Raw genomic sequence first — 19,514 nt, 5'->3', positions numbered from 1 at the left:
GCGGCATGGGGGACGGCGGCTGGAATTGGAACGACGCTTGGATCTTCGTCTCCGCGGTCATCGCCGAGCGCCTGGAGCGTGACAGGGCACTGCACGCTGCCCTGCCGGTCACCGGCGCGACCCTGGCCGACCTGCTGGCCGCCGCCGACTTCCTGCACCACAGCGTCCCGAGCCGGGACGACGTCGAGGAATCGGTGCGCCGCCTCTCCGGCGCCGGGCTGATCACCGTGGACGACGACCTCATCGAGGTGGCGCCGGCCGGCGAACAGCTGTGGCGGACCCGGCCGTTCAGCGGCCTCTCCTCGGCCGTGATGACGTTGCAGGCCCAGCTCAACCGAGGACCGGTGCCCGGCGACGCCAACTGGGTCCTCGACGAGCAGACCTACCAGGCCGCCCTCCGCGAATACCGCCTACGCCTCGCCGACGGCCGCTGAGCCCGCCCCGCCCCCTCCCCCCTCCCTCCCCGCGATCTTGTTGATCTGTACGGGAACGGGTCGCCCCCGATCAACAAGATCGGGGAAGAGGGGGACGCTCAGCGCACCGGGTTGCCGGCCTCGCGCAGGGAGTCCTTGACCTCGCCGATCGTCAGGTCGCCGAAGTGGAAGACGCTGGCGGCCAGCACCGCGTCGGCGCCCGCGTCGACGGCCGGCGGGAAGTGCTCGACCGCGCCGGCGCCGCCGCTCGCGATCACCGGGATGTCCACGACGGCCCGGACCGCGCGGATCAGCTCGAGGTCGAAGCCGGCCTTCGTGCCGTCGGCGTCCATCGAGTTCAGCAGGATCTCCCCGGCGCCGAGCGACGCGACCCGGGCCGCCCACTCGACCGCGTCGAGGCCGGCGCTGCGGCGTCCGCCGTGCGTCGTGACCTCCCAGCCGCTCGGCTGGTCGGCGGACCGGCGCACGTCCAGCGAGAGCACCAGGACCTGGTTGCCGAACCGCTCAGCGATCTCCTGGATCAGCTCGGGGCGGGCGATCGCCGCGGTGTTGACGCCCACCTTGTCGGCGCCGGCGCGCAGCAGCACGTCCACGTTCTCCACCGAGCGGACCCCGCCGCCGACGGTGAGCGGGATGAAGACCGACTCGGCGGTGCGGCGGACCACGTCGAGCATGGTGCCGCGGTCGTCGGAGGAGGCGGTCACGTCGAGGAAGGTCAGCTCGTCGGCGCCGGCCGCGTCGTACGCCGCCGCCAGCTCGACCGGGTCGCCCGCGTCGCGCAGGTCGACGAAGTTGACGCCCTTCACCACCCGTCCGGCGTCCACGTCCAGGCAGGGAATCACACGAACCGCGACCGTCATGCCCCCACCCTAACCAGCTCGGATCGGACCGCGGGCCGGGCCCTGACCAGTCCCAGAAGCACTCCTCCGACGACCAGGACACCGCCCGCGACGTCGACCAGGAAGATCCGTTCGCCGAGCAGCAGCGCGGCCGAGGCCATGCCGAAGAAGGGGACGAGCATCGAGAAGGGCGCGACGGTCGCCGCCCCGTACGTGCGCAGCAGGAATCCCCAGCCGGCGAAGCCGGCGAGAGTGGAGATCAGCGCGATGTAGAGCAGCGACAGCAACGCCTCGGTGTCGATCGCGCGCAGCGCGGCGAGGTCCGCCGAGGGCCCGTCGATCAGCAGCGAGAGCACGATCAGCGGCCCGGTCGCGAGGGCGCTCACCCAGACCATGAAGCGCAGGCTGTCCGGCGGTGAGGCCTTGCGGGTGGCCACGTTCGACAGTCCCCAGGCCACCGCCGCACCGATGACCAGCAGGAAGGCGGCCGGGTTGGCGCCCATCCGGGTGGCGACCAGGAGGACGCCGGCGACCGCGACGGCGAGGCCGGCGATCTGCACCCGGCGCGGGCGTTCGCGCAGGAACAGCACCGCGAAGAGCATCGTGAAGATCGCTTGGCTCTGCAGCACGAGCGAGCTGAGGCCGGCCGGCATCCCGGCGGCCATGCCGGCGAAGAGCAGCGAGAACTTCGTGACGCCGAGCACCAGCGCGACGGCGGCGACCCAGCGCCACGGCACCTGCGGGCGGCCCACGAAGAGGATCGCCGGGAACGCCGCGAGCCCGAATCGGAGGGCGGAGAAGAGCAGCGGCGGGAAGTGGTCCAGCCCGGCGTCGATGGCGACGAAGTTGAAGCCCCAGATCGCGGCGACGGCGACGGCCAGGGCGAGGTGGCGCGCTTTCATGCCTGTCAGCCTCACGGCCGGAACCGTTAAGCACCAGCAAAATAAGCTACAGGTACGATGTAGCATCGCTACATGATTGACCTGGGACGGCTGCGCGCCCTGCACGCGGTGGCCAGCTACGGCACGGTTCTGGCGGCCGGCGAGGCGCTGCACTGCACGCCCTCCGCGATCTCCCAGCAGATCGCGAAGCTGGAGCGGGAGACCGGCGCCACCCTGGTCGAGAAGGACGGCCGCCGGCTGCGCCTCACCGAGGCCGGCCGCGTCCTGGCCGATCACGCCGAGCGGGTGCTGACCAGCGTGCACGAGGCCGAGTCGGCGCTCGCGGCGCACCGCGACACGGTCACCGGCAGGCTCACCGTGGCCGCGTTCGCGACGGCGTGCCGGGCCTTGATGCCCCATGCGCTGAGCCGCCTCGCCGAGCGATACCCGCAGCTCACCACCGGGCTGATCGAGGTGAATCCGCACGAGGGGCTGGAGCTGCTGCGGCGGGGGCACGTGGATCTTGCGGTCCTCGACGACTGGCCGGAGGTGGGCCTGCGCTACCCCGACTCGGTCAGAAAAACTCAGCTGGGTGAGGATCATGCGGATCTGATCGTGCCGCTTAAGAGCGACATTTCCGAAAATGTCGCACTGGAGGACGTCCGGCATGAACGCTGGATCGGCGTCCGGGCCGGCGACGTCTGCTACGAATACCTCGTCCGGAGACTGCCCGGCCTCGTCCCGGACTTCCAGGTCGGCGAGTTCGAGACCCAGCTCACCCTGATCGCGGCCGGCCTCGGCGTCGGGCTCATCCCCCGGCTCGCCCGCCCGGCGCTGCCCGAAGGGGTCCGGGTCGTCGCTGTCACCCCGCTGCCCACCCGGCGCGTCGTGATCGCCTGGCGGGACTCCTCGGCGGCCCGGCCCGCGATCAGGGCCGCCGAGGAGGTGCTGCGTGAAGCCTGGAGTCAGGCGGAGGCCAGCGCCGTCAGCGCCTCGCGGACCGTGAACGCGCCGGCGTAGAGCGCCTTGCCCGCGATCACGCCCTCCACGCCGACCGGCTCGAGGGTGGCGAGGGCCCGCAGGTCCTCCAGGCTGGAGACGCCGCCGCTGGCGATCACCGGCTTGTCGGTGGCCGCGCAGACCTCGCGGAGCAGGTCCAGGTTCGGGCCCTTGAGGGTGCCGTCCTTGGTGATGTCGGTGACGACGTAGCGGGACGCGCCCGCCTTGTCGAGCCGGGCCAGCACCTCGTACAGGTCGCCGCCGTCGCGGGTCCAGCCGCGGGCCGCGAGGGTGCGGCCGCGGACGTCCAGGCCGATCGCGACGCGGTCGCCGTACTCGCCGCAGATCCGGTCGCACCACTCCGGGTCCTCGAGCGCGGCGGTGCCGATGTTGACGCGGGTGGCGCCGGTCGCGAGGGCGCGGGTCAGCGACTCGTCGTCGCGGATGCCGCCGGAGAGCTCCACCTTCACGTCCAGCCGGCGGACCACGTCGGCGAGCAGCTCGGCGTTCGAGCCCCGGCCGAAGGCGGCGTCCAGGTCGACCAGGTGGATCCACTCGGCGCCGTCGTTCTGCCAGGCCAGGGCGGCCTCGAGCGGGTCGCCGTAGGCGGTCTCCGAGCCGGCGGCGCCCTGCACCAGGCGGACGGCCTGGCCGTCGGCGACGTCGACGGCGGGCAGCAGTTGGAGTGTCACTTCTTCTCCTACGAGGAACGGCGGCCGAGCACCACGACGACGAGGGCCGGCACAGCGAGAACGATGAGGGCGGTGAGGATGACCCGGAGCGCGAGCTCCGGGATGAACGTCCAGACGGCGGCGATCGCCAGCAGCGTCACGACGACGATGCCGGCCCGCTGCCGGCGGCTGCGGTGGTAGAGCCGTCCGTTGCGGCCGAAGCGCGGGGTGATCCTGCGCCGGAAGGAGCGGAGCCCGTCGCGCCGGGCGACCCGGCGGGCCCGGGCCGCCTTCTCCTTCTCCAGGACGGCGAGCCTCTCGGCCCGCCGCCGCGCGCGTTCCTTGCTCACCCCAGCCCTGCGACCCAGTTGCGGAGCAGCAGATATCCGGCGTCCGCCGACTTCTCCGGGTGGAATTGCGCCGCGCTGAGCGCGCCGGCTTCCACCACGGCCGCGAAGGGCAGGTCGTGGCTCGCGGTGGTCACATCGGCGCCGGCTCCGGCGAGCAATTCAAGATCTTGAGCCGCGTACGAGTGGACGAAGTAGAACCGGTCGTCGGCGTCGAGCCCGTCGAGCAGCCGGGAGCCGGAGGGCACGGTCACGGTGTTCCAGCCCATGTGCGGGATGCGCTCGGCGGTGAGCTTGGTGACCGAGCCGGGCAGCAGGCCCAGCCCCTTGGTCTCCACGCCGTGCTCCACCCCGGAGTCGAACATGACCTGCATGCCCACGCAGATGCCGAGCACCGGCCGGCCGGCCGCCACCCGTTCGGCGATCACCGGTCCGGCGCCGAGCGCCTCGATGCCGGCCATGCAGGCCGCGTACGCCCCGACGCCGGGCACGACGAGGCCGTCCGCCCCGGCCGCGGCAGCGAGGTCGCTGGTCACCGTGACGTCGGCGCCGGTGCGGGCGACCGCCCGCTCGGCCGAGCGCAGGTTCCCGGAGCCGTAGTCGAGGATGACGACGTTCTTCGCGGTCATGAGTCCCCCATCGGCCACCAGGCCAGCCCGCCGGCCGTGGCGATGGCCGCCAGCACGCCGGTGATCCCGATGCTGAACTTCGTGGCGCCCGCCTTGACCAGCTGGATGACCCCGCCGACCAGGATGCCGGCGAGCGCGAACAGGATCAGGGAGATCACAGGACCCCCTTCGTGGACGGCAGCGAGCCGGCGTTCCGCGGGTCGATCTCGACGGCCTCGCGCAGCGCCCGGGAGAACGCCTTGAACTGGGCCTCCACCACGTGGTGCGCGTCCGGGTGGCCGCCCGGGCGGCAGGCGCGCAGCACGTCGACGTGCAGGGTCACCTTGGCGGCGTGCCCGAACGCCTCGAAGATGTGCCGGGTCATGCTCGTCGCGTAGACCGGCCCGATGTACGGCGTGAGCAGCGGCTCGTCGTGCACCACGTACGGCCGGCCGGAGAGGTCGACGGCGGCCCGGACCAGCACCTCGTCCATCGGGATGGTCGCCGACCCGTACCGCCGGATGCCCCGCTTGTCGCCGAGCGCCTGCGCGAAGGCCTCGCCCAGCGCGATCGCGGTGTCCTCCATGGTGTGGTGCGAGTCGATCTCCAGGTCGCCCTCGGTCCGCACCAGCAGGTCGAACCCGCCGTGCTTGGCGAGCTGGTTGAGCATGTGGTCGTAGAAGCCCACGCCGGTGCTCAGGTCGCCCTTGCCGGTGCCGTCGAGGTCGATCTCGACGAGCACCTTGGTCTCGTTGGTGACGCGGTCGATGCGGCCGGTCCTGCTCACGAAAGAATCTCCTCGGCGGCGTTCAGGAAGGCGGTGGTCTCGGATTCGGTGCCGGCGGTCACCCGCAGCCAGCCGGCCAGGCCGACGTCGCGGATCAGCACCCCGCGGTCGAGGAAGGCCTGCCAGGCGGCCTTCTGATCGTCACCGGCCGCGAACAGCACGAAGTTGGCGTCGCTGTCGGCGACCCGCACGCCCCGGCCGCGCAGGGTGGTGACGATCCGGTCGCGCTGCTCCTTGATCGCCTCGACGGTGGCGAGCAGCGAGGCCCGGTGCACGACCGCGGCCCGCGCCGCGGCCTGGCTGATCGCGGACAGGTGGTAGGGCAGCCGGACCAGCTGGACGGCGTCGACCACGGCCGGGTCGGCGGCGAGGTAGCCCAGCCGGCCGCCGGCGAAGCCGAACGCCTTGCTCATGGTGCGGCTCACCACCAGGCGCGGGTGGCCGGGCAGCAGGGTCAGCGCGCTGAGCGTGCCGGGGCGGGCGAATTCGGTGTACGCCTCGTCGACGATCACCATGCCGCGGGCGGTCGCCAGGATCGCGTCCACCACGGACGGGTCCAGCGCGGTGCCGGTCGGGTTGTTCGGCGAGCAGACGAAGACCAGGTCGGGGTCGTGCTTCTCGATCTCGGCGACCGCCGCCTCGGCGCTCAGCCCGAAGTCCGGGTCGCGCAGCGCGCCGATCCATCGGGTGCCGGTGCCCTGGGCCAGGAGCGGGTGCATCGAGTACGACGGGCCGAAGCCCAGCGCCGACCGGCCCGGCCCGCCGAACGCCTGGAGCAGCTGCTGCTGCACCTCGTTCGAGCCGTTCGCGGCCCAGACGTTCGCCGTGGTCAGGTCGTGGCCGAGGTATCCGGCCAGCTCGTTGCGGAGCGCGATCGCGTCGCGGTCCGGGTAGCGGTTGAGGTCGCGCAGCTCGGCCTGCACGGCCTTGCCGATCGCCTCGACCACGTCCTCCGGGACCGCGTACGAGTTCTCGTTCGTGTTCAGCCGGACCGGGACGTCGAGCTGCGGCGCGCCGTACGGCGTCTTGCCACGCAGGTCGTCCCGGATCGGCAGGTCGTCAATGGTCGTCACTTGGAAAACCGGGCCTTCACTGCGTCACCGTGGGCGGGGAGGTCTTCGGCCGTGGACAGCGCCACCACATGGCCGGCGACGTCCTTGAGGGCCGCCTCGTCGTATTCCACGACGTGGATGCCGCGCAGGAACGACTGCACCGACAGGCCGGACGAGTGCCGCGCGCAGCCACCGGTCGGCAGCACGTGGTTGGAGCCGGCCGCGTAGTCGCCCAGCGACACCGGCGACCAGGCGCCCACGAAGATCGCGCCGGCGTTGCGGACCCGCAGGGCCCACTCCCGCGCGTCCCGGGTCTGGATCTCCAGGTGCTCGGCGGCGTATTCGTCGACCACCCGCAGGCCCTGCTCCAGGTCGTCGACGAGCACCACACCGGACTGCTCGCCGGTGAGTGCGGTGCGCACCCGCTCGTCGTGCTTCGTGGCGGCCACCTGGACGGCGAGCTCCGCCTCGACCGCGTCGGCCAGCGCCGGCGAGTCGGTGACCAGCACGCTCGCGGCGAGCGGGTCGTGCTCGGCCTGGCTGATCAGGTCGGCGGCGACGTGTCGCGGGTCGGCGGTCTCGTCGGCGAGGATCGCGATCTCGGTGGGACCGGCCTCGGCGTCGATCCCGACCACGCCGCGGAGCAGCCGCTTCGCGGCGGTCACCCAGATGTTGCCCGGCCCGGTGATCACGTCGACCGGCTCGCACCGGTCGCCCGCGTCGACGCCGTCGGCGCCGTAGCCCAGCATCGCGATCGCCTGGGCGCCGCCGACCGCGTAGACCTCGGTCACCCCGAGCAGCGCGCACGCGGCGAGCACCCGGGCGTCCGGCAGGCCGCCGTTCTCCGGCTGCGGCGGGCTGGCCACCACGAGGCCCTCGACGCCCGCCTCCTGGGCCGGCACCACGTTCATGACCACGGTGGACGGGTAGACCGCGAGGCCGCCCGGCACGTAGAGGCCGACCCGGCGGACCGGCACCCAGCGCTCGGTGACCGTGCCGCCCGGCACGACCTGCGTGGTGGTGTCGGTGCGACGCTGATCACGGTGGACCTTGCGGGCCCGCTTGATCGCTTCGAGCAGCGCGGCGCGCACCTCGGGGTCGAGGGTCGCCTCGGCCGCCGTGATCGCCTCGGCCGGGACGCGCAGGCGCTCCAGCTTCACGCCGTCGAATCTCTCGGTCGCCTCCCGGATCGCGCTGAATCCATGCTCATGAACCGCCTCGACGACCGGGCGGATCCGCTCGACGGCCACGGAGACGTCGAGCTGGGCACGGGGCAGCAGTCCGCGCGGGTCACGAGTGGAGCCGCGCAGGTCGATCCGATTCAGCACGGCACCAGTCTAGGCCGCGACCAGCGAGGGCTGCGAAGCCGACGCCCCCGGCCCAGGCGTTGAGACATGGTGCGGGCCGATGCGGCGGGTTGACCAAGGTCAGTGCTCGACTAGGCTGACAGCGTGAGCGATCGGCTGCCGGTCTTCCCGTTGAGCACGGTGCTCTTTCCCGGCCTGGTGCTGCCCCTGCACATCTTCGAGGAGCGATACCGCACCCTGGTGCGGGAGCTGGTGGCGCAGCCCGCCGACGAGCCGCACGAGTTCGGCGTGGTGACGCTGCGGCACGGCAGCGAGGTCGCGCCCGATCCGGTCGACGGCGAGGAGCCGTCGGCGCCTCCGGTGCGGGCCGAGGATCTGTACGAGGTGGGCTGCACCGCCGAGCTGCGGCACGTCACCGAGCTGCCGGACGGCCGGTTCGACATCATGACCGTGGGGCGGCGCCGGTTCACGGTGCTGAGCCTCGAACAGGGTCCGGAGCCGTACCTCACGGCACGGGTCCGCTGGCTCGCCGGCGAGGACGAGGCCGACCAGGTCGCGCATCTGCTGGCCCCGAGGGTGCTCACGGCGTTCCGGGCGTACCTCGAACTGCTGCGGCCGAACAGCGAGGTGCTCGACCAGGTGCCGGACGACCCGACGGTGCTCTCCCACCTGGTCGCCGCGACAGCGCAGCTCACCGTGGAGGAGCGTCAGCTGCTCCTCGCCACGCCCGACACGGCCACCCGGCTGCGCACCGAGCTGCGGCTGCTCAACCGCGAGTCAGGCCTGCTGGCGCGGGTCCGCGCCGTCCCCGTCCCGCTGTCCGACCTCGCCCGTCCCGCCAGCCCCAACTGACCTCTCCGGCCCGGTCGGACCGTGCGGCCCGGCGGCGCCGTAGGGCCCGGCCACGCCATGCGGCCCCTGCGGCCCGGCGCCATGCGGCCCGCCCAAGCCCTGCGGCCCGGCGGCGCCATACGGCTCGGCGACGCCGTGCGGCCCGGTGGGCCCGATCGGCACGTCGTAGGCGTCGTAGGGCGGGTGGTTCGGGCCGTACCCCGGCGCCGCGCCCGGCTGATCCAGGTCGGGGTCGTTCGACCAGCCGGCCAGCAGCGTCAGCACGATCGCGGCGGCGAACGCCGGGACCAGCGTCGGGCCGAGCGCGTGCACCTCGGGCGGCGCGAGATAGCTCGCGCCCTGCGCGGCCGAGGTGCGCCACTGCTCGTAGGCGTCCCGGCCGATCATCTCGCCGATCAGCGGGGCCACCCAGTGCCCGGCCACGAACGTCCCGCCCACGACGCCGATCAGCAGGAACGGTCCCCGGTCGCGGCGCAGCACCAGCCAGGCGGCGATCGCGACGAGCACCCCGAACGCGAGGCCGAGGAGCGTGAACCAGCCGTCGGCGGCGATGTACTGCTCGGGCGACGGGTCGTTCACGACGATGCCGTTGTCGCCGGCGTCGACCACCGGGACGCCCGGGGCGAGCCACCGCCAGAGCAGGCCGAGCGGCGCGCCCAGCGCCGCCACCACGGCGAACGTGACGAGCGTGACGGTCACGGTCCGCCGCACCGGGCGGCGGGCGCCGCGCTGGAACCGCCACCACTGCTCCGATCGCCAGGACGGCGGCGGAGCGGGATCGTAGGGCGGCGGTTCGAGGTCACTCGGTTGCACCCTACGATCCTTCCAGACTGCGCTGTGAACTCAGGCGACGGCCGACGGGCCGAGAATCATCTTGAGGTCGGCCCGCAGCGCCGGGGTCGGCGCGACCCGCACCCCGCCCAGCCGCATCACCGTGGTCCGGCTGCCGTTCTGCAGGTGGACGTGCACCTCGGTGTCGCCGGGGTGGCTGACCAGGATCTCCTTGAGCTCGTCCACGAGCGGCGGCGTGCACCGGGTGATCGGCATGGTCAGGGTGACCGGCTTGCTGTCCGGGTTGCTGGTGACATCCGGGATGGACATGTCCATCGCCATGATCCGCGGGGTGTCGTCGCGCCGGTCCACCCGGCCCTTGACCACCACGATGGCGTCCTCGGCGATGTACTGCCCGACCAGCTCGTAGGTGTTCGGGAAGAAGAGCGCCTCGACGCCGCCGGCCAGGTCCTCCAGGGTGGCCGAGGCCCATGCCCGGCCCTGCTTCGTGATCCGCCGCTGGACGCCGGTGAGGATGCCGGCCAGCGTGACGACCTGGCCGTCCGGGACCGAGCCCTCCTCGTTGAGCGCCGCGATGCTGGTGTCCGCGGCGTTCTGGAGCAGCACCTCGAGGCCGGCGAGCGGGTGGTCGGAGACGTAGAGGCCGAGCATCTCCCGCTCGAACGCGAGCTTGTCGCGCTTGTCCCACTCGGAGTCGCCGATGACCGGCATGGCGACCGTCGAGGAGACGCCGGAGTCGGTGTCGCCGAACGCGCCGAACAGGTCGAACTGGCCGGCCGCCTCGTTCCGCTTCACGTCGGCGTACGCGTCGATCGCCTCGGCGTGCACCGCGAGCAGGCCCTTGCGGCTGTGCTTCATCGAGTCGAACGCGCCCGCCTTGATCAGCGATTCGATGGTCCGCTTGTTGCAGGCGACCGCGTCCACCTTAGACAGGAAGTCGTAGAAGTCGTTGTAGTCGCCCTTCTCCTTGCGGCAGCGGGCGATCGCCTCCACCACGTTGCCGCCGACGTTGCGGACCGCGCCGAGGCCGAACCGGATGTTCTTCCCGACCGGGGTGAACGGCCCGGAGGACTGGTTCACGTCCGGCGGCAGCACCTGGATGCCCATCCGCCGGCACTCGGCCAGGTAGACGGCCATCTTGTCCTTGTCGTCGCCGACGCTGGTGAGCAGACCGGCCATGTACTCCGCCGGGTAGTGCGCCTTCAGGTACGCCGTCCAGTACGACACCAGGCCGTACGCGGCGGAGTGCGCCTTGTTGAACGCGTAGCCGGCGAACGGGACCAGCACGTCCCACACGGCCTGGATCGCCTCGTCGGAGTAGCCGTGCTCGCGGCAGCCGTCCCGGAACGGGATGAACTCCTTGTCGAGGATCTCCTTCTTCTTCTTACCCATGGCGCGGCGCAGCAGGTCGGCCTGGCCGAGGCTGTAGCCGGCGAGGATCTGCGCGGCGCGCTGCACCTGCTCCTGGTAGACGATCAGGCCGTACGTCGGCTCCAGGATCTCCCGCAGCGGCTCCTCGAGCTCCGGGTGGATCGGGGTGATCTCCTGGAGCTTGTTCTTCCGGAGCGCGTAGTTGGTGTGCGAGTCGACGCCCATCGGACCCGGCCGGTAGAGCGCCAGGACCGCGGAGATGTCCTCGAAGTTGTCCGGCTTCATGAGGCGCAGCAGCGACCGCATCGGGCCGCCGTCGAGCTGGAAGACGCCGAGCGTGTCGCCCCGGGCGAGCAGCTCGTAGGCCTTCGGGTCGTCCAGTGGCAGCGCCAGCAGGTCGAGCTTCGCGCCGTGGTTCAGCTCGATGTTCTTGTTGGCGTCGTCCAGGATCGTCAGGTTCCGCAGGCCGAGGAAGTCCATCTTCAGCAGGCCGAGCGTCTCGCAGGTCGGGTAGTCGAACTGCGTGATGATGACGCCGTCGCTGGCCCGGCGCATGAGCGGGATGTGGTCGATGATCGGCTCGGCGGACATGATGACGCCGGCGGCGTGCACGCCGGTCTGCCGGATCAGACCCTCGATGCCGCGCGCCGTGTCGATGACCTTCTTGACGTCCGGGTCGGTCTCGTAGAGCCCCCGGATCTCACCGGCCTCGTTGTAGCGCTTGTCCTCCTTGTTGAAGATGCCGCCGAGGGTGATGCCCTTGCCCATGACGTCCGGCGGCATCGCCTTGGTGATCCGGTCGCCGACCGCGAACGGGTAGCCGAGCACCCGGGCCGAGTCCTTGATCGCGGCCTTCGCCTTGATCGTTCCGAACGTGGCGATCTGGGCGACCTTGTCCTCGCCCCACTTCTCGGTGACGTAGCGGATCACCTCGGCGCGCCGGCGCTCGTCGAAGTCGATGTCGACATCGGGCATCGAGACGCGCTCGGGGTTGAGGAACCGCTCGAAGATCAGGCCGTGCGGGAGGGGGTCGAGGTCGGTGATGCCCATCGCGTACGCCACCAGCGAGCCCGCCGCCGAGCCACGGCCCGGGCCGACCGCGATGTCGTTGTTCTTGGCCCACTGGATGAAGTCGGCGACCACGAGGAAGTACGCCGGGAAGCCCATCTGGATGATGACGCCCAGCTCGTACTCGGCCTGCTTCACGTGGGTGTCCGGGATGCCGTCCGGGAAGCGCCGGCGCAGACCCTCGAACGCGACGTGCCGGAAGTACTCCTCCTCGGTGTACCCGTCCGGGATGGGGAAGCGCGGCATCAGGTTCTTGAACGTGAACATCCCGTCGGTGTCCACCTTCTCGGCCACCAGCAGGGTGTTGCGGCAGCCCTCCTGCCAGGCCTCGGAGGAGTCGACGGCGCGCATCTGGTCGGCCGACTTCACGAAGTAGCCGGAGCCGTCGAAGCGGAACCGGTTCGGGTCGGCCACGTTGCTGCCAGTCTGCACGCAGAGCAGCACGTCGTGCGCCTCGGACTGGGCCTCGTGCACGTAGTGCGAGTCGTTCGTCACCAGCGGCGGGATGCCGAGCTTCTTGCTGATCTCCAGCAGGCCGTCCCGGACCCGCTTCTCGATCGACAGGCCGTGGTCCATGATCTCGAGGAAGTAGTTGTCCTTCCCGAGGGCTTCCTGGTACATCGCGGCGGACTTGAGCGCCTCGTCGAACTGGCCGAGCCGGAGCCGGGTCTGCACCGCGCCGGACGGGCAGCCGGTGGTGCCCATGATGCCCTCGGCGTGCTCCGCGATGATGTCGAAGTCCATCCGCGGGTACTTGCCGAGCTGGCCCTCGATGGAGCCCCGCGAGTTGAGCCGGAACAGGTTCTTCAGGCCGACCGCGTTGCGCGCCCACATCGTCATGTGCGTGTACGCACCGTTACCGGAGATGTCGTCCGACTTCTGCTCCGGCCGGCCCCACTTGATCCGGCTCTTGGTGAGCCGGGACTCCGGCGCGACGTAGGCCTCGACCCCGATCACCGGGATCAGGTCGGCGGCCGTCGCCTGCTTGTAGAAGTCGTACGCCCCGTGCATGTTGCCGTGGTCGGTGATCGCCGCGGCCGGCATGCCGAGGCGCTTCGCCTCGGCGAGGAGTTCCTTGACGCGGGCGGCCCCGTCGAGCATCGAATACTCAGTGTGAACATGAAGATGCACGAACGAGTCGGACACCCGAGCCCCCCTTTAAGTCGACGGCCCAGATTACTACTCGGCGAAGGGCTCCAGCATCGTCGACGCGGCCCGCAGCCACGCCTGCCTCGTCTCGGCCTGGAGGTCCCCGTACTCGATCGAGGAACCAACCTCCAGCGCCGGGTCGTAGGGCACCACGGCGACCGCGCGGGTGCGCGTCGCGAAGTGCTTCTTGAAATCTTCCAGCAGCGGCAGGTGACCCGGCGACGGACACGAGATCAACGTCACGGCGTTCGCCACCATGTCGCCCATCCCGCTCTCCTCGAGCACGTCGAGCATCCAGTCGGCGGTGAACGCGGCGTCCTCGCGCGGCACCGTGGTGATCACCAACTGGTCGGCGGTGCGCATCACCGTCTGCCAGTTGACGCTCTCCACGTTGTTGCCGGTGTCGACACAGATGACGTCGTGGGTGCGGCGCAGCAGGTCCATCACCCGGCGCACGGTCCCCTGGTCGAGCCGCTGGGCGAACCGCGGGTTCTCCTCGCCGGCCAGCACGTCGTAGGAGCCGTCCGAGGCGTGCCGCAGGTAGGCGTCGAGCTCCTGGAGCAGCGTGTCGCCGTGCAGGTTCTCGATCCGCATGAGATCGGCGAGCAGATGCTTGATCGTCCGGGCGTGGCGGGCGCTGCCGGCCCGCAGCCCGAGCGTGCCGCGCAGCTCGTTGTCGTCCCAGGCCAGCACGCCCCGGCCGCGCACGCTGCCGATGGTCGCGGCGGCCAGCACGGTCGCGGTGGTCTTGTGCACGCCGCCCTTCGGGTTGGCGAACGCCAGCACCCGGGGCTTGCCGAGCTTGCGCCGCAGCACCGAGGCGGCGCGGTCCACCCCGTCGTCCACCCGGGTCTGCCGCCACTCGATCCGGGCGCCGGCTGCGGGCGCGGCGGCCGGCGAGATCGGCGCCGGCTGCACGGCGGGGATGCGCGGGGCGGCCTGGGGAGGCACGACCGGACCTTGAGCGGCGGGATTGCGAGGGTACGCCGGACCGGCCGGCGCCGGAGGATAGGCCGTCGCCGGAGCCGGGGCGGCCGGGGGTCCCGCGGCAGCGGCCGGCGGGGCATAGGCCGATGCGCCGTAGCCGTTCGCCGGAGGAGCGGGCGGGGCCGCATAGCCGTTGGCTGACGCGGCCGGAGACGAGCCCGGGAAGCCGTTCGCCGGAAGATCGGCCGCGGCCGGAGACGAGCCCGGGTAGCCGTTCGCCGGGGTCGCCGGGGATGACCCCGGGAAGCCGTTCGCCGGGTAGTCGGTCGCGGGCGACGCCGGATAGCCACCGGCCGGGGACGGCGCCGCGTAGCCGTTGGCGGGGTAATCACGGGACTGCCCGGCGTACCCCGAAGTGGCCGCACCGAAATCGCGCGCCGGCGGCGGAGATGGCGGCTGCTGCGCCGCAGGCGCAGGCCGCGCACCCGGATCGAAGTAGCTCGACGGCTGCTCCGGCTCACGGCGGGCCTGCCAGCGCGGGTCGAGCGGATTGATCGGCCGCTGCGGCATCGGGCGCTCGGCAGCGGGCGGCTCGGGAGAGCGGCGCTCGGGAGCGGCCTGCGCCCGGGGATCGAGGGGGTTGAACGGCCGGCGCTCCACCGGGGCGGACCGGCCCGGCTGGCCCTGCGGCGAACCCGGCTGCTGGCCCCACGGCGCCTGCTGCTGCGGATCCTGGTGCTGGCGATCCTGGTGCTGGCGATCCTGGTGCTGCCGATCCTGGTGCTGCGGAGTCTCCTCCGGCTCGTCGCTGCGGCCACCATGCCGGGCCCGATCGAGCAGCGCCCGCCAGCGCGGGGCTGGTTCCGCAGGCCGGCCCCAGCCGGTCTCGGTCCCGTCCACGGCTCGTCCTTTCTGCGCCTACCCGATTGTCATCCTCGGCGATGGTCACCCGATGGGCGATGTTCCCGCCCGATGACAGGCTACGGACGAGACCCTATTCGGGCCACCGGCCGACCGCCCATCCTCCGGTCATTCTTGATCACATAGCGGCACGCTGGTCGTGCATGTGCATCCGCCCGAACGTTTCGCGGTCGAGAAAACTAACGGCCGGACGCCCGTCAGGGTGTGCCGGACCCGTCGCGAACAGGACTCACGTCCGCCGCAGAGGGTACGGCAACCTCCCCCTCCGAGGGGAGTACGGACATCGGCGGGGCCGGGGTCGAGCTTCCGGGTGAGGCGGATGTCACAGGCGCCCCGATCGACGACGGTATAGGCGCGGGTGTGGTGGTGGCAACGGCGACTTCCGGTGATGGCCCGAGCGGGCCGGGCGTCTCCTCCGGCGTGGCCGTCTCGCCCTCCTCCGGCGTGGCCGTCTCCCCCTCCTCCGGCGTGGCCGTCTCCCCCTCCTCCGGCGTGGCCGTCTCCCCTTCTTCCGGCAGTGGGGGGCGGAACTCGGTCCGGTCCAGCTGGCGCACCTCCGGCGCCGGGTCGACCACCCGCACCACCGGGGCGCCGGCCAGATTCCCGAGCACCTCCGGAGCGGCCCGCACCACCGCCGCGAAGACGCAGTCGCAGCCGGCCCGGTAGGCGGCCGCCTCCGCCGCCGCGGTCCGCGCCGCGGCCTGGTACGCGGCCCGCAGGCGTTGCTCGTTGCGGCCGTCGCCGGTCAGCGCCTCGCTGAGCCTGCGGTACTCGGCCTCCTCGCGGTCCCGGGTCACCGCGGCCGCGAGCATCCCGTCGGTGACGTCGCCGGGCAGCCGGTAGACCGGGATCCGGGTGACCGGGGTGCGGGCGTCCGGCAGCGGCACCCGCGCGTAGACCTGGGCCACCGTGGCGCCGGCCAGCAGATCGGGCAGGCTCGCCGGCGCGGCGTAGTCCCACAGCGTCACGAGCGCCCAGGTGTCGCCGGACAGGGTGAGCGCCTCGACCTCGTGGCGGGCCGCGTCCTCGTACCCGGTGATCGACTGCCCCTCGACGACACCGACCCGGACCACCTCGCCGGTGGCCTCGCCGGCCGGCGTGCCGCGATCGATCCCGGCGAGGACCGCGATCAGGGCGAGGATGGCGGCCACCGCCGCACCGGCCATGAACACTGACCGGAGCGAGCCGCCCCCGAACCTGACGAGGACCGCCCGCCATTGGTGCGCGGGGCCCACGGTAACTCCCGACTCGTCAGCCGGCGTCCTCCAGGACGTCCAGCGCGTATTTCAGGTCGTCAGGGTAGTCGCTGACGAAGCGGACCTCATCGTGCGTCCGGGGGTGAAGGAAAGCCAGTTCGCGGGCGTGCAGCCACTGACGGTCCAGCTTCAGCCTGGCCGCGAGGGTGGGGTCGGCCCCGTACGTGAGGTCGCCGGCGCACGGGTGCCGCATCGCCGAGAAGTGCACCCGGATCTGGTGGGTGCGGCCGGTCTCCAGCCTCACGTCCACGAGGCTGGCCGACCGGAACGCCTCGAGCGTGTCGTAGTGGGTCACGCTCGGCTTGCCGCCGGACATGACCGCGAACTTCCAGTCCGAGGTCGGGTGCCTGTCGATCGGCGCGTCGATGGTGCCGCGCAGCGGGTCCATGTGTCCCTGGACCACGGCGTGGTAGCGCTTCTCCACCTCGCGCTCCTTGAAAGCGCGCTTCAGGGCGGTGTACGCCATCTCGCTCTTGGCGACGACCATGATGCCGGTGGTGCCGACGTCGAGCCGGTGCACCACGCCCTGCCGCTCGGCCGCGCCGCTGGTCGCCACGTTCTGGCCCATCGCGGCCAGCCCGCCGATCACGGTCGGGCCGGTCCAGCCCGGGCTCGGGTGGGCGGCCACGCCGACCGGCTTGTCCACCACGACGATGTCGTCGTCGCTGTAGATGATCTTCATGCCGTGCACCGGCTCGGCCACCACGGCCGGGGCGCTCACCGGCGCCGGGAGGGTGACCTCCAGCCAGGAGCCGGCGTTGACCTTCTCCGACTTGGCCCGGACCACGCCGTCGACCAGCGCGTCGCCGGCCTCGACGAGGTCGGCCGCGGCCGTGCGGGAGAGGCCGAACAGCCGGGACACCGCCTGGTCCAGGCGCATGCCGTGCAAGCCGTCCGGCACCGGCAGGGAACGCTGCCCGCTCATGCCGGCTCCTCCGTCTTCTTCTTCACGCTGACCCGGCTGCCGTCACGCTGGCGCCCGGTCAGTTCCAGCAGGACCGCGAGCACGACGCCGACGCTCAGGCAGCTGTCGGCGATGTTGAAGATCGCGAAGTACTGCCCGTTCGGCCCGAACACGCTGATCATGTCGACCACGTGGCCGTGCAGGAAGCTCGGCGCCCGGAACAGCCGGTCGCCGAGGTTGCCCAGCGCGCCGCCGAGGACCAGGCCGAGCGCGATCGCCCACGGCACCGACCGCAGCCGGCTCGCCATCCAGCCGATCCAGCCGACCACGATCAGCGTGATCAGCGGGAAGACCCAGGTGTAGTCGCTGCCCAGGCTGAACGCCGCCCCGCCGTTGCGGAACAGCGACAGGTAGACCAGTCCACCGAGGATGCGGACCGGCTCACCCGGCTCGAGGTTCTCGGTGGAGAGGTGTTTCACCCACTGGTCGACCGCGACGGCGATCACAGCGGTCGCGGCCAGCACGGCCACGGCGCGGGGGGCGAACCGCGGTTTCACGGTCGCCGGCTCGTCGGCGTTCAGCGTCGTTCCTCCAACTGCTTACAAGAGACACAGAGCGTCGCGGACGGGAACGCCGCCAGCCGCTCGACCGGGATCTGGTTACCGCACCGCTCGCACCAACCGTAGTTGCCCGACCCGAGCCGATCGATGGCGCGTTCCACCTGTGTGATCCGCTCGAGCAGGTTGTTGGCCAGCGTGATCTCCTGCTCCCGCTCGAACGTCTTGGTGCCGGTGTCGGCCTGGTCGTCCCCGGCCGAGTCGGCGAACCGCTCGCGCTGCAGCTCGGTGATCTCGCTGAGCGACTGATCGTACTCGGCCTGCAGCTCGTCGAGCCGCGCGACCAGAGCCTGCCGGATCTCCTCGGTCTCCGCCGCGGAGCGGCTCCGCTCAGCGGCGGACGAACCGGACCGGACGTCGGTTGCCTTGGCCATCGTCGCTCCCTCGGCCGCGCTCTGCGCGGCGGTCAGCTGATTGTCTTGCCCTCAGGGGGTCGCCGCCGTAGATCTTCCCTCAACTGCACAAATGGCGCGGCAGGAAACAGCCGGGCACTCATGAGGGTGGCAAGGATACGGAAGGTGAAGGTGTCCCGACAACCGTCGCCGGGCCGTCGGATGTACGACGATACACCTCACGTGACCCACCGATCACCACGAGTCAGCAGAGCAGGGCGGCGAGCCGCGGCTCCCATTCCTCGGGCGGAGCCGCGACCGCGTAGACCTTGTCCCGGCTCGTCGCGCCGATCTTCAGCTCGACGTCGGCGGCCCGCACGCCCAGCGCCTTGGCGAGCGCCCGGCGGACCGCCTCGGTGGCCCGGCCGTCCACCGCCGGGGCGCTCACCGCGACGATCAGAGCCGGGCCGTGCGGCCCGTCGTGGCGGCCACCGACCCGATCCCGCCCGGCGCCCGGCTTGACCCGGACCGCGACGCTGCCCGCGGACCGGCCGGTGCCGGGCCGCGCGGAGCGATCAGTGCCGGGCTGCGCGGAGCGATCAGTGCCGGACCGCGCGGAGCGATCAGTGCCGGGCCGCGCGGACCCGCCGGTGCCGGGTCTCATGGATTGGTCAGCGCGGGGCCACGGCGGCGACCAGCCGGTCCACCGGCCGGCACAGGCCGCACGGGCTGAAGCCGAGCTCGACCGCCTCGTTCACCGGCAGCGGCTCGGTGAGCCGGCCGACCAGGTGAGGGCAGTCCGCCATGTGGTAGCGGGGGCGCCCGTCGACCACAAGCACCTCGGCGTCGAGCCGGGCCACCAGGACCGCGTCGGCCGGCCGCACCGACTGCGGCAGGGGCTCGTCGTCCGGGTCGTCGTCGTCCGGCTCGCCGAACTCGTCGGCGCCGTTCGGGCTCTCGGCGGCGGTGGCGACGGTCTCGGTCACCGGAGTCTCGGTCACCGGAGTCTGGGCCATCGGGGTCTGGGCCACCGGGGTCTGGGCCACCGGGGTCTCGGTCACCGGAGTCTGGGCCGCCGGGCTCTCGGCAACGGGGGCCGGAACATCCTCGGCCTCGGCCGAGCGGCGCCAGGATGGATCGTCGGCCTCGGCCGGGCGGCGCCAGGACGGATCGTCGGATTCCGGCGCGCGGGCGGCGCCGATCGTGGAGGCGGCGCGGTCGTAATCGGGTGCGGAGTCGGAATCGGCATAGTCTGCGCGCACGTCCCGCTCACCCGCCTCGCGGGCCTCCCAGGCGTCCCATTCGGGGTCGTTCTCCGGGGTTGCCGCCGCGGCGGCGGGGGCTGCGGCGCCGACCTGATCCGCGAAGCCTGATTCGGCTGCGAACGGCGTCCCCGCCGG

19 protein-coding genes and 2 pseudogenes are annotated in these 19,514 nt (G+C 72.0%); 3 read left to right on the top strand and 18 right to left on the bottom strand.

The features are described from left to right. Positions 1-5 precede the first annotated feature (5 nt). Positions 6-434 (top strand): hypothetical protein, encoded by a 429-nt coding sequence (locus AB0G10_RS20630; protein WP_360923760.1) that lies wholly within the window; start codon positions 6-8, stop codon positions 432-434. A 98-nt stretch (positions 435-532) separates the two neighbouring features. On the opposite strand, the gene hisF is transcribed toward AB0G10_RS20630, so the two are convergent. Then, positions 533-1,294 (bottom strand): imidazole glycerol phosphate synthase subunit HisF, encoded by a 762-nt coding sequence (hisF, locus tag AB0G10_RS20625; RefSeq protein ID WP_360923757.1) that lies wholly within the window; start codon positions 1,292-1,294, stop codon positions 533-535. Then, the gene (locus tag AB0G10_RS20620) at positions 1,291-2,175 is read right to left on the bottom strand and encodes an EamA family transporter (RefSeq protein WP_360923754.1); all 885 of its coding nucleotides are present in this window, start codon (positions 2,173-2,175) and stop codon (positions 1,291-1,293) included. Before AB0G10_RS20620 ends, hisF begins: the two co-directional genes overlap by 4 nt. Before the next feature lie 72 nt (positions 2,176-2,247). On the opposite strand from AB0G10_RS20620, the gene AB0G10_RS20615 reads away from it, so the two are divergent. Next, positions 2,248-3,174, top strand: a complete 927-nt coding sequence (locus AB0G10_RS20615) for a LysR substrate-binding domain-containing protein (protein WP_360923751.1) — start codon at positions 2,248-2,250, stop codon at positions 3,172-3,174. Here the strand turns inward: AB0G10_RS20615 and priA are convergent. Genes priA through hisD form a run of 7 tightly spaced genes read right to left on the bottom strand, consistent with a single transcriptional unit; the run spans position 3,120 to position 7,946 of the window. Then, a complete protein-coding gene (gene priA / locus AB0G10_RS20610) occupies positions 3,120-3,845 on the bottom strand; it encodes a bifunctional 1-(5-phosphoribosyl)-5-((5-phosphoribosylamino)methylideneamino)imidazole-4-carboxamide isomerase/phosphoribosylanthranilate isomerase PriA (protein WP_360923748.1) in 726 nt (241 codons plus the stop codon). The genes AB0G10_RS20615 and priA overlap by 55 nt on opposite strands. 8 nt (positions 3,846-3,853) lie before the next feature. Beyond that, a complete protein-coding gene (locus tag AB0G10_RS20605) occupies positions 3,854-4,174 on the bottom strand; it encodes a hypothetical protein (RefSeq protein WP_360923745.1) in 321 nt (106 codons plus the stop codon). After that, entirely contained in the window at positions 4,171-4,800 is a 630-nt protein-coding gene (gene hisH, locus AB0G10_RS20600; protein ID WP_360923742.1) for an imidazole glycerol phosphate synthase subunit HisH, read from the bottom strand. The genes AB0G10_RS20605 and hisH overlap by 4 nt, the downstream gene beginning before the upstream one ends. After that, positions 4,797-4,958 carry a hypothetical protein gene (locus tag AB0G10_RS20595; RefSeq protein WP_360923739.1) on the bottom strand — a complete coding sequence of 54 codons (162 nt, stop codon included), beginning with the start codon at positions 4,956-4,958 and terminating at the stop codon, positions 4,797-4,799. Before AB0G10_RS20595 ends, hisH begins: the two co-directional genes overlap by 4 nt. Then, positions 4,955-5,566 (bottom strand): imidazoleglycerol-phosphate dehydratase HisB, encoded by a 612-nt coding sequence (gene hisB, locus AB0G10_RS20590; RefSeq protein WP_360923736.1) that lies wholly within the window; start codon positions 5,564-5,566, stop codon positions 4,955-4,957. Before hisB ends, AB0G10_RS20595 begins: the two co-directional genes overlap by 4 nt. Continuing rightward, positions 5,563-6,639: a histidinol-phosphate transaminase gene (locus AB0G10_RS20585; protein WP_360923734.1), complete on the bottom strand. Its 1,077-nt coding sequence runs from the start codon at positions 6,637-6,639 to the stop codon at positions 5,563-5,565. Before AB0G10_RS20585 ends, hisB begins: the two co-directional genes overlap by 4 nt. Beyond that, positions 6,636-7,946, bottom strand: coding sequence for a histidinol dehydrogenase (gene hisD / locus AB0G10_RS20580; protein WP_360923731.1), 1,311 nt, complete (start codon positions 7,944-7,946; stop codon positions 6,636-6,638). The genes AB0G10_RS20585 and hisD overlap by 4 nt, the downstream gene beginning before the upstream one ends. Before the next feature lie 123 nt (positions 7,947-8,069). On the opposite strand from hisD, the gene AB0G10_RS20575 reads away from it, so the two are divergent. Continuing rightward, entirely contained in the window at positions 8,070-8,777 is a 708-nt protein-coding gene (locus AB0G10_RS20575) for an LON peptidase substrate-binding domain-containing protein (RefSeq protein WP_360923728.1), read from the top strand. Here the strand turns inward: AB0G10_RS20575 and AB0G10_RS20570 are convergent. The 9 genes and pseudogenes from AB0G10_RS20570 to AB0G10_RS20530 all read right to left on the bottom strand — a co-directional run. Next, entirely contained in the window at positions 8,703-9,590 is an 888-nt protein-coding gene (locus AB0G10_RS20570) for a hypothetical protein (RefSeq protein ID WP_360923725.1), read from the bottom strand. The two genes, AB0G10_RS20575 and AB0G10_RS20570, sit on opposite strands and share 75 nt — an antisense overlap. 30 nt (positions 9,591-9,620) lie before the next feature. Then, positions 9,621-13,154 carry a DNA polymerase III subunit alpha gene (dnaE, locus tag AB0G10_RS20565; RefSeq protein WP_360923722.1) on the bottom strand — a complete coding sequence of 1,178 codons (3,534 nt, stop codon included), beginning with the start codon at positions 13,152-13,154 and terminating at the stop codon, positions 9,621-9,623. 33 nt (positions 13,155-13,187) lie between these two features. Continuing rightward, positions 13,188-14,984 carry an AAA family ATPase gene (locus tag AB0G10_RS20560; protein WP_360923719.1) on the bottom strand — a complete coding sequence of 599 codons (1,797 nt, stop codon included), beginning with the start codon at positions 14,982-14,984 and terminating at the stop codon, positions 13,188-13,190. A 218-nt stretch (positions 14,985-15,202) separates the two neighbouring features. Then, positions 15,203-16,171 (bottom strand): hypothetical protein, encoded by a 969-nt coding sequence (locus tag AB0G10_RS20555; protein ID WP_360923716.1) that lies wholly within the window; start codon positions 16,169-16,171, stop codon positions 15,203-15,205. 85 nt (positions 16,172-16,256) lie between these two features. Next, on the bottom strand, positions 16,257-17,186 hold the full coding sequence (locus AB0G10_RS20550; protein ID WP_360923713.1) for an RluA family pseudouridine synthase: 930 nt from the start codon (positions 17,184-17,186) through the stop codon (positions 16,257-16,259). Continuing rightward, a complete protein-coding gene (gene lspA, locus AB0G10_RS20545; protein WP_360923710.1) occupies positions 17,183-17,722 on the bottom strand; it encodes a signal peptidase II in 540 nt (179 codons plus the stop codon). Before lspA ends, AB0G10_RS20550 begins: the two co-directional genes overlap by 4 nt. A 20-nt stretch (positions 17,723-17,742) precedes the next feature. Beyond that, positions 17,743-18,156: a TraR/DksA family transcriptional regulator gene (locus AB0G10_RS20540; RefSeq protein WP_360923707.1), complete on the bottom strand. Its 414-nt coding sequence runs from the start codon at positions 18,154-18,156 to the stop codon at positions 17,743-17,745. 223 nt (positions 18,157-18,379) lie between these two features. Beyond that, positions 18,380-18,652 (bottom strand): annotated as a pseudogene (locus AB0G10_RS20535) (DUF167 domain-containing protein); the annotation flags it as partial. Positions 18,653-18,785: 133 nt separating this feature from the next. Beyond that, positions 18,786-19,022, bottom strand: a pseudogene (locus AB0G10_RS20530) (hypothetical protein); the annotation flags it as partial. Positions 19,023-19,514: the final 492 nt, after the last annotated feature.

Origin of the sequence: Actinoplanes sp. NPDC023714 (genome assembly GCF_040639855.1) — a bacterium.
In the GTDB taxonomy this organism is placed as follows: domain Bacteria; phylum Actinomycetota; class Actinomycetes; order Mycobacteriales; family Micromonosporaceae; genus Actinoplanes.
Note: the sequence above shows the minus strand (reverse complement) of the source record. Positions and strands in the feature narration are given on the sequence as shown.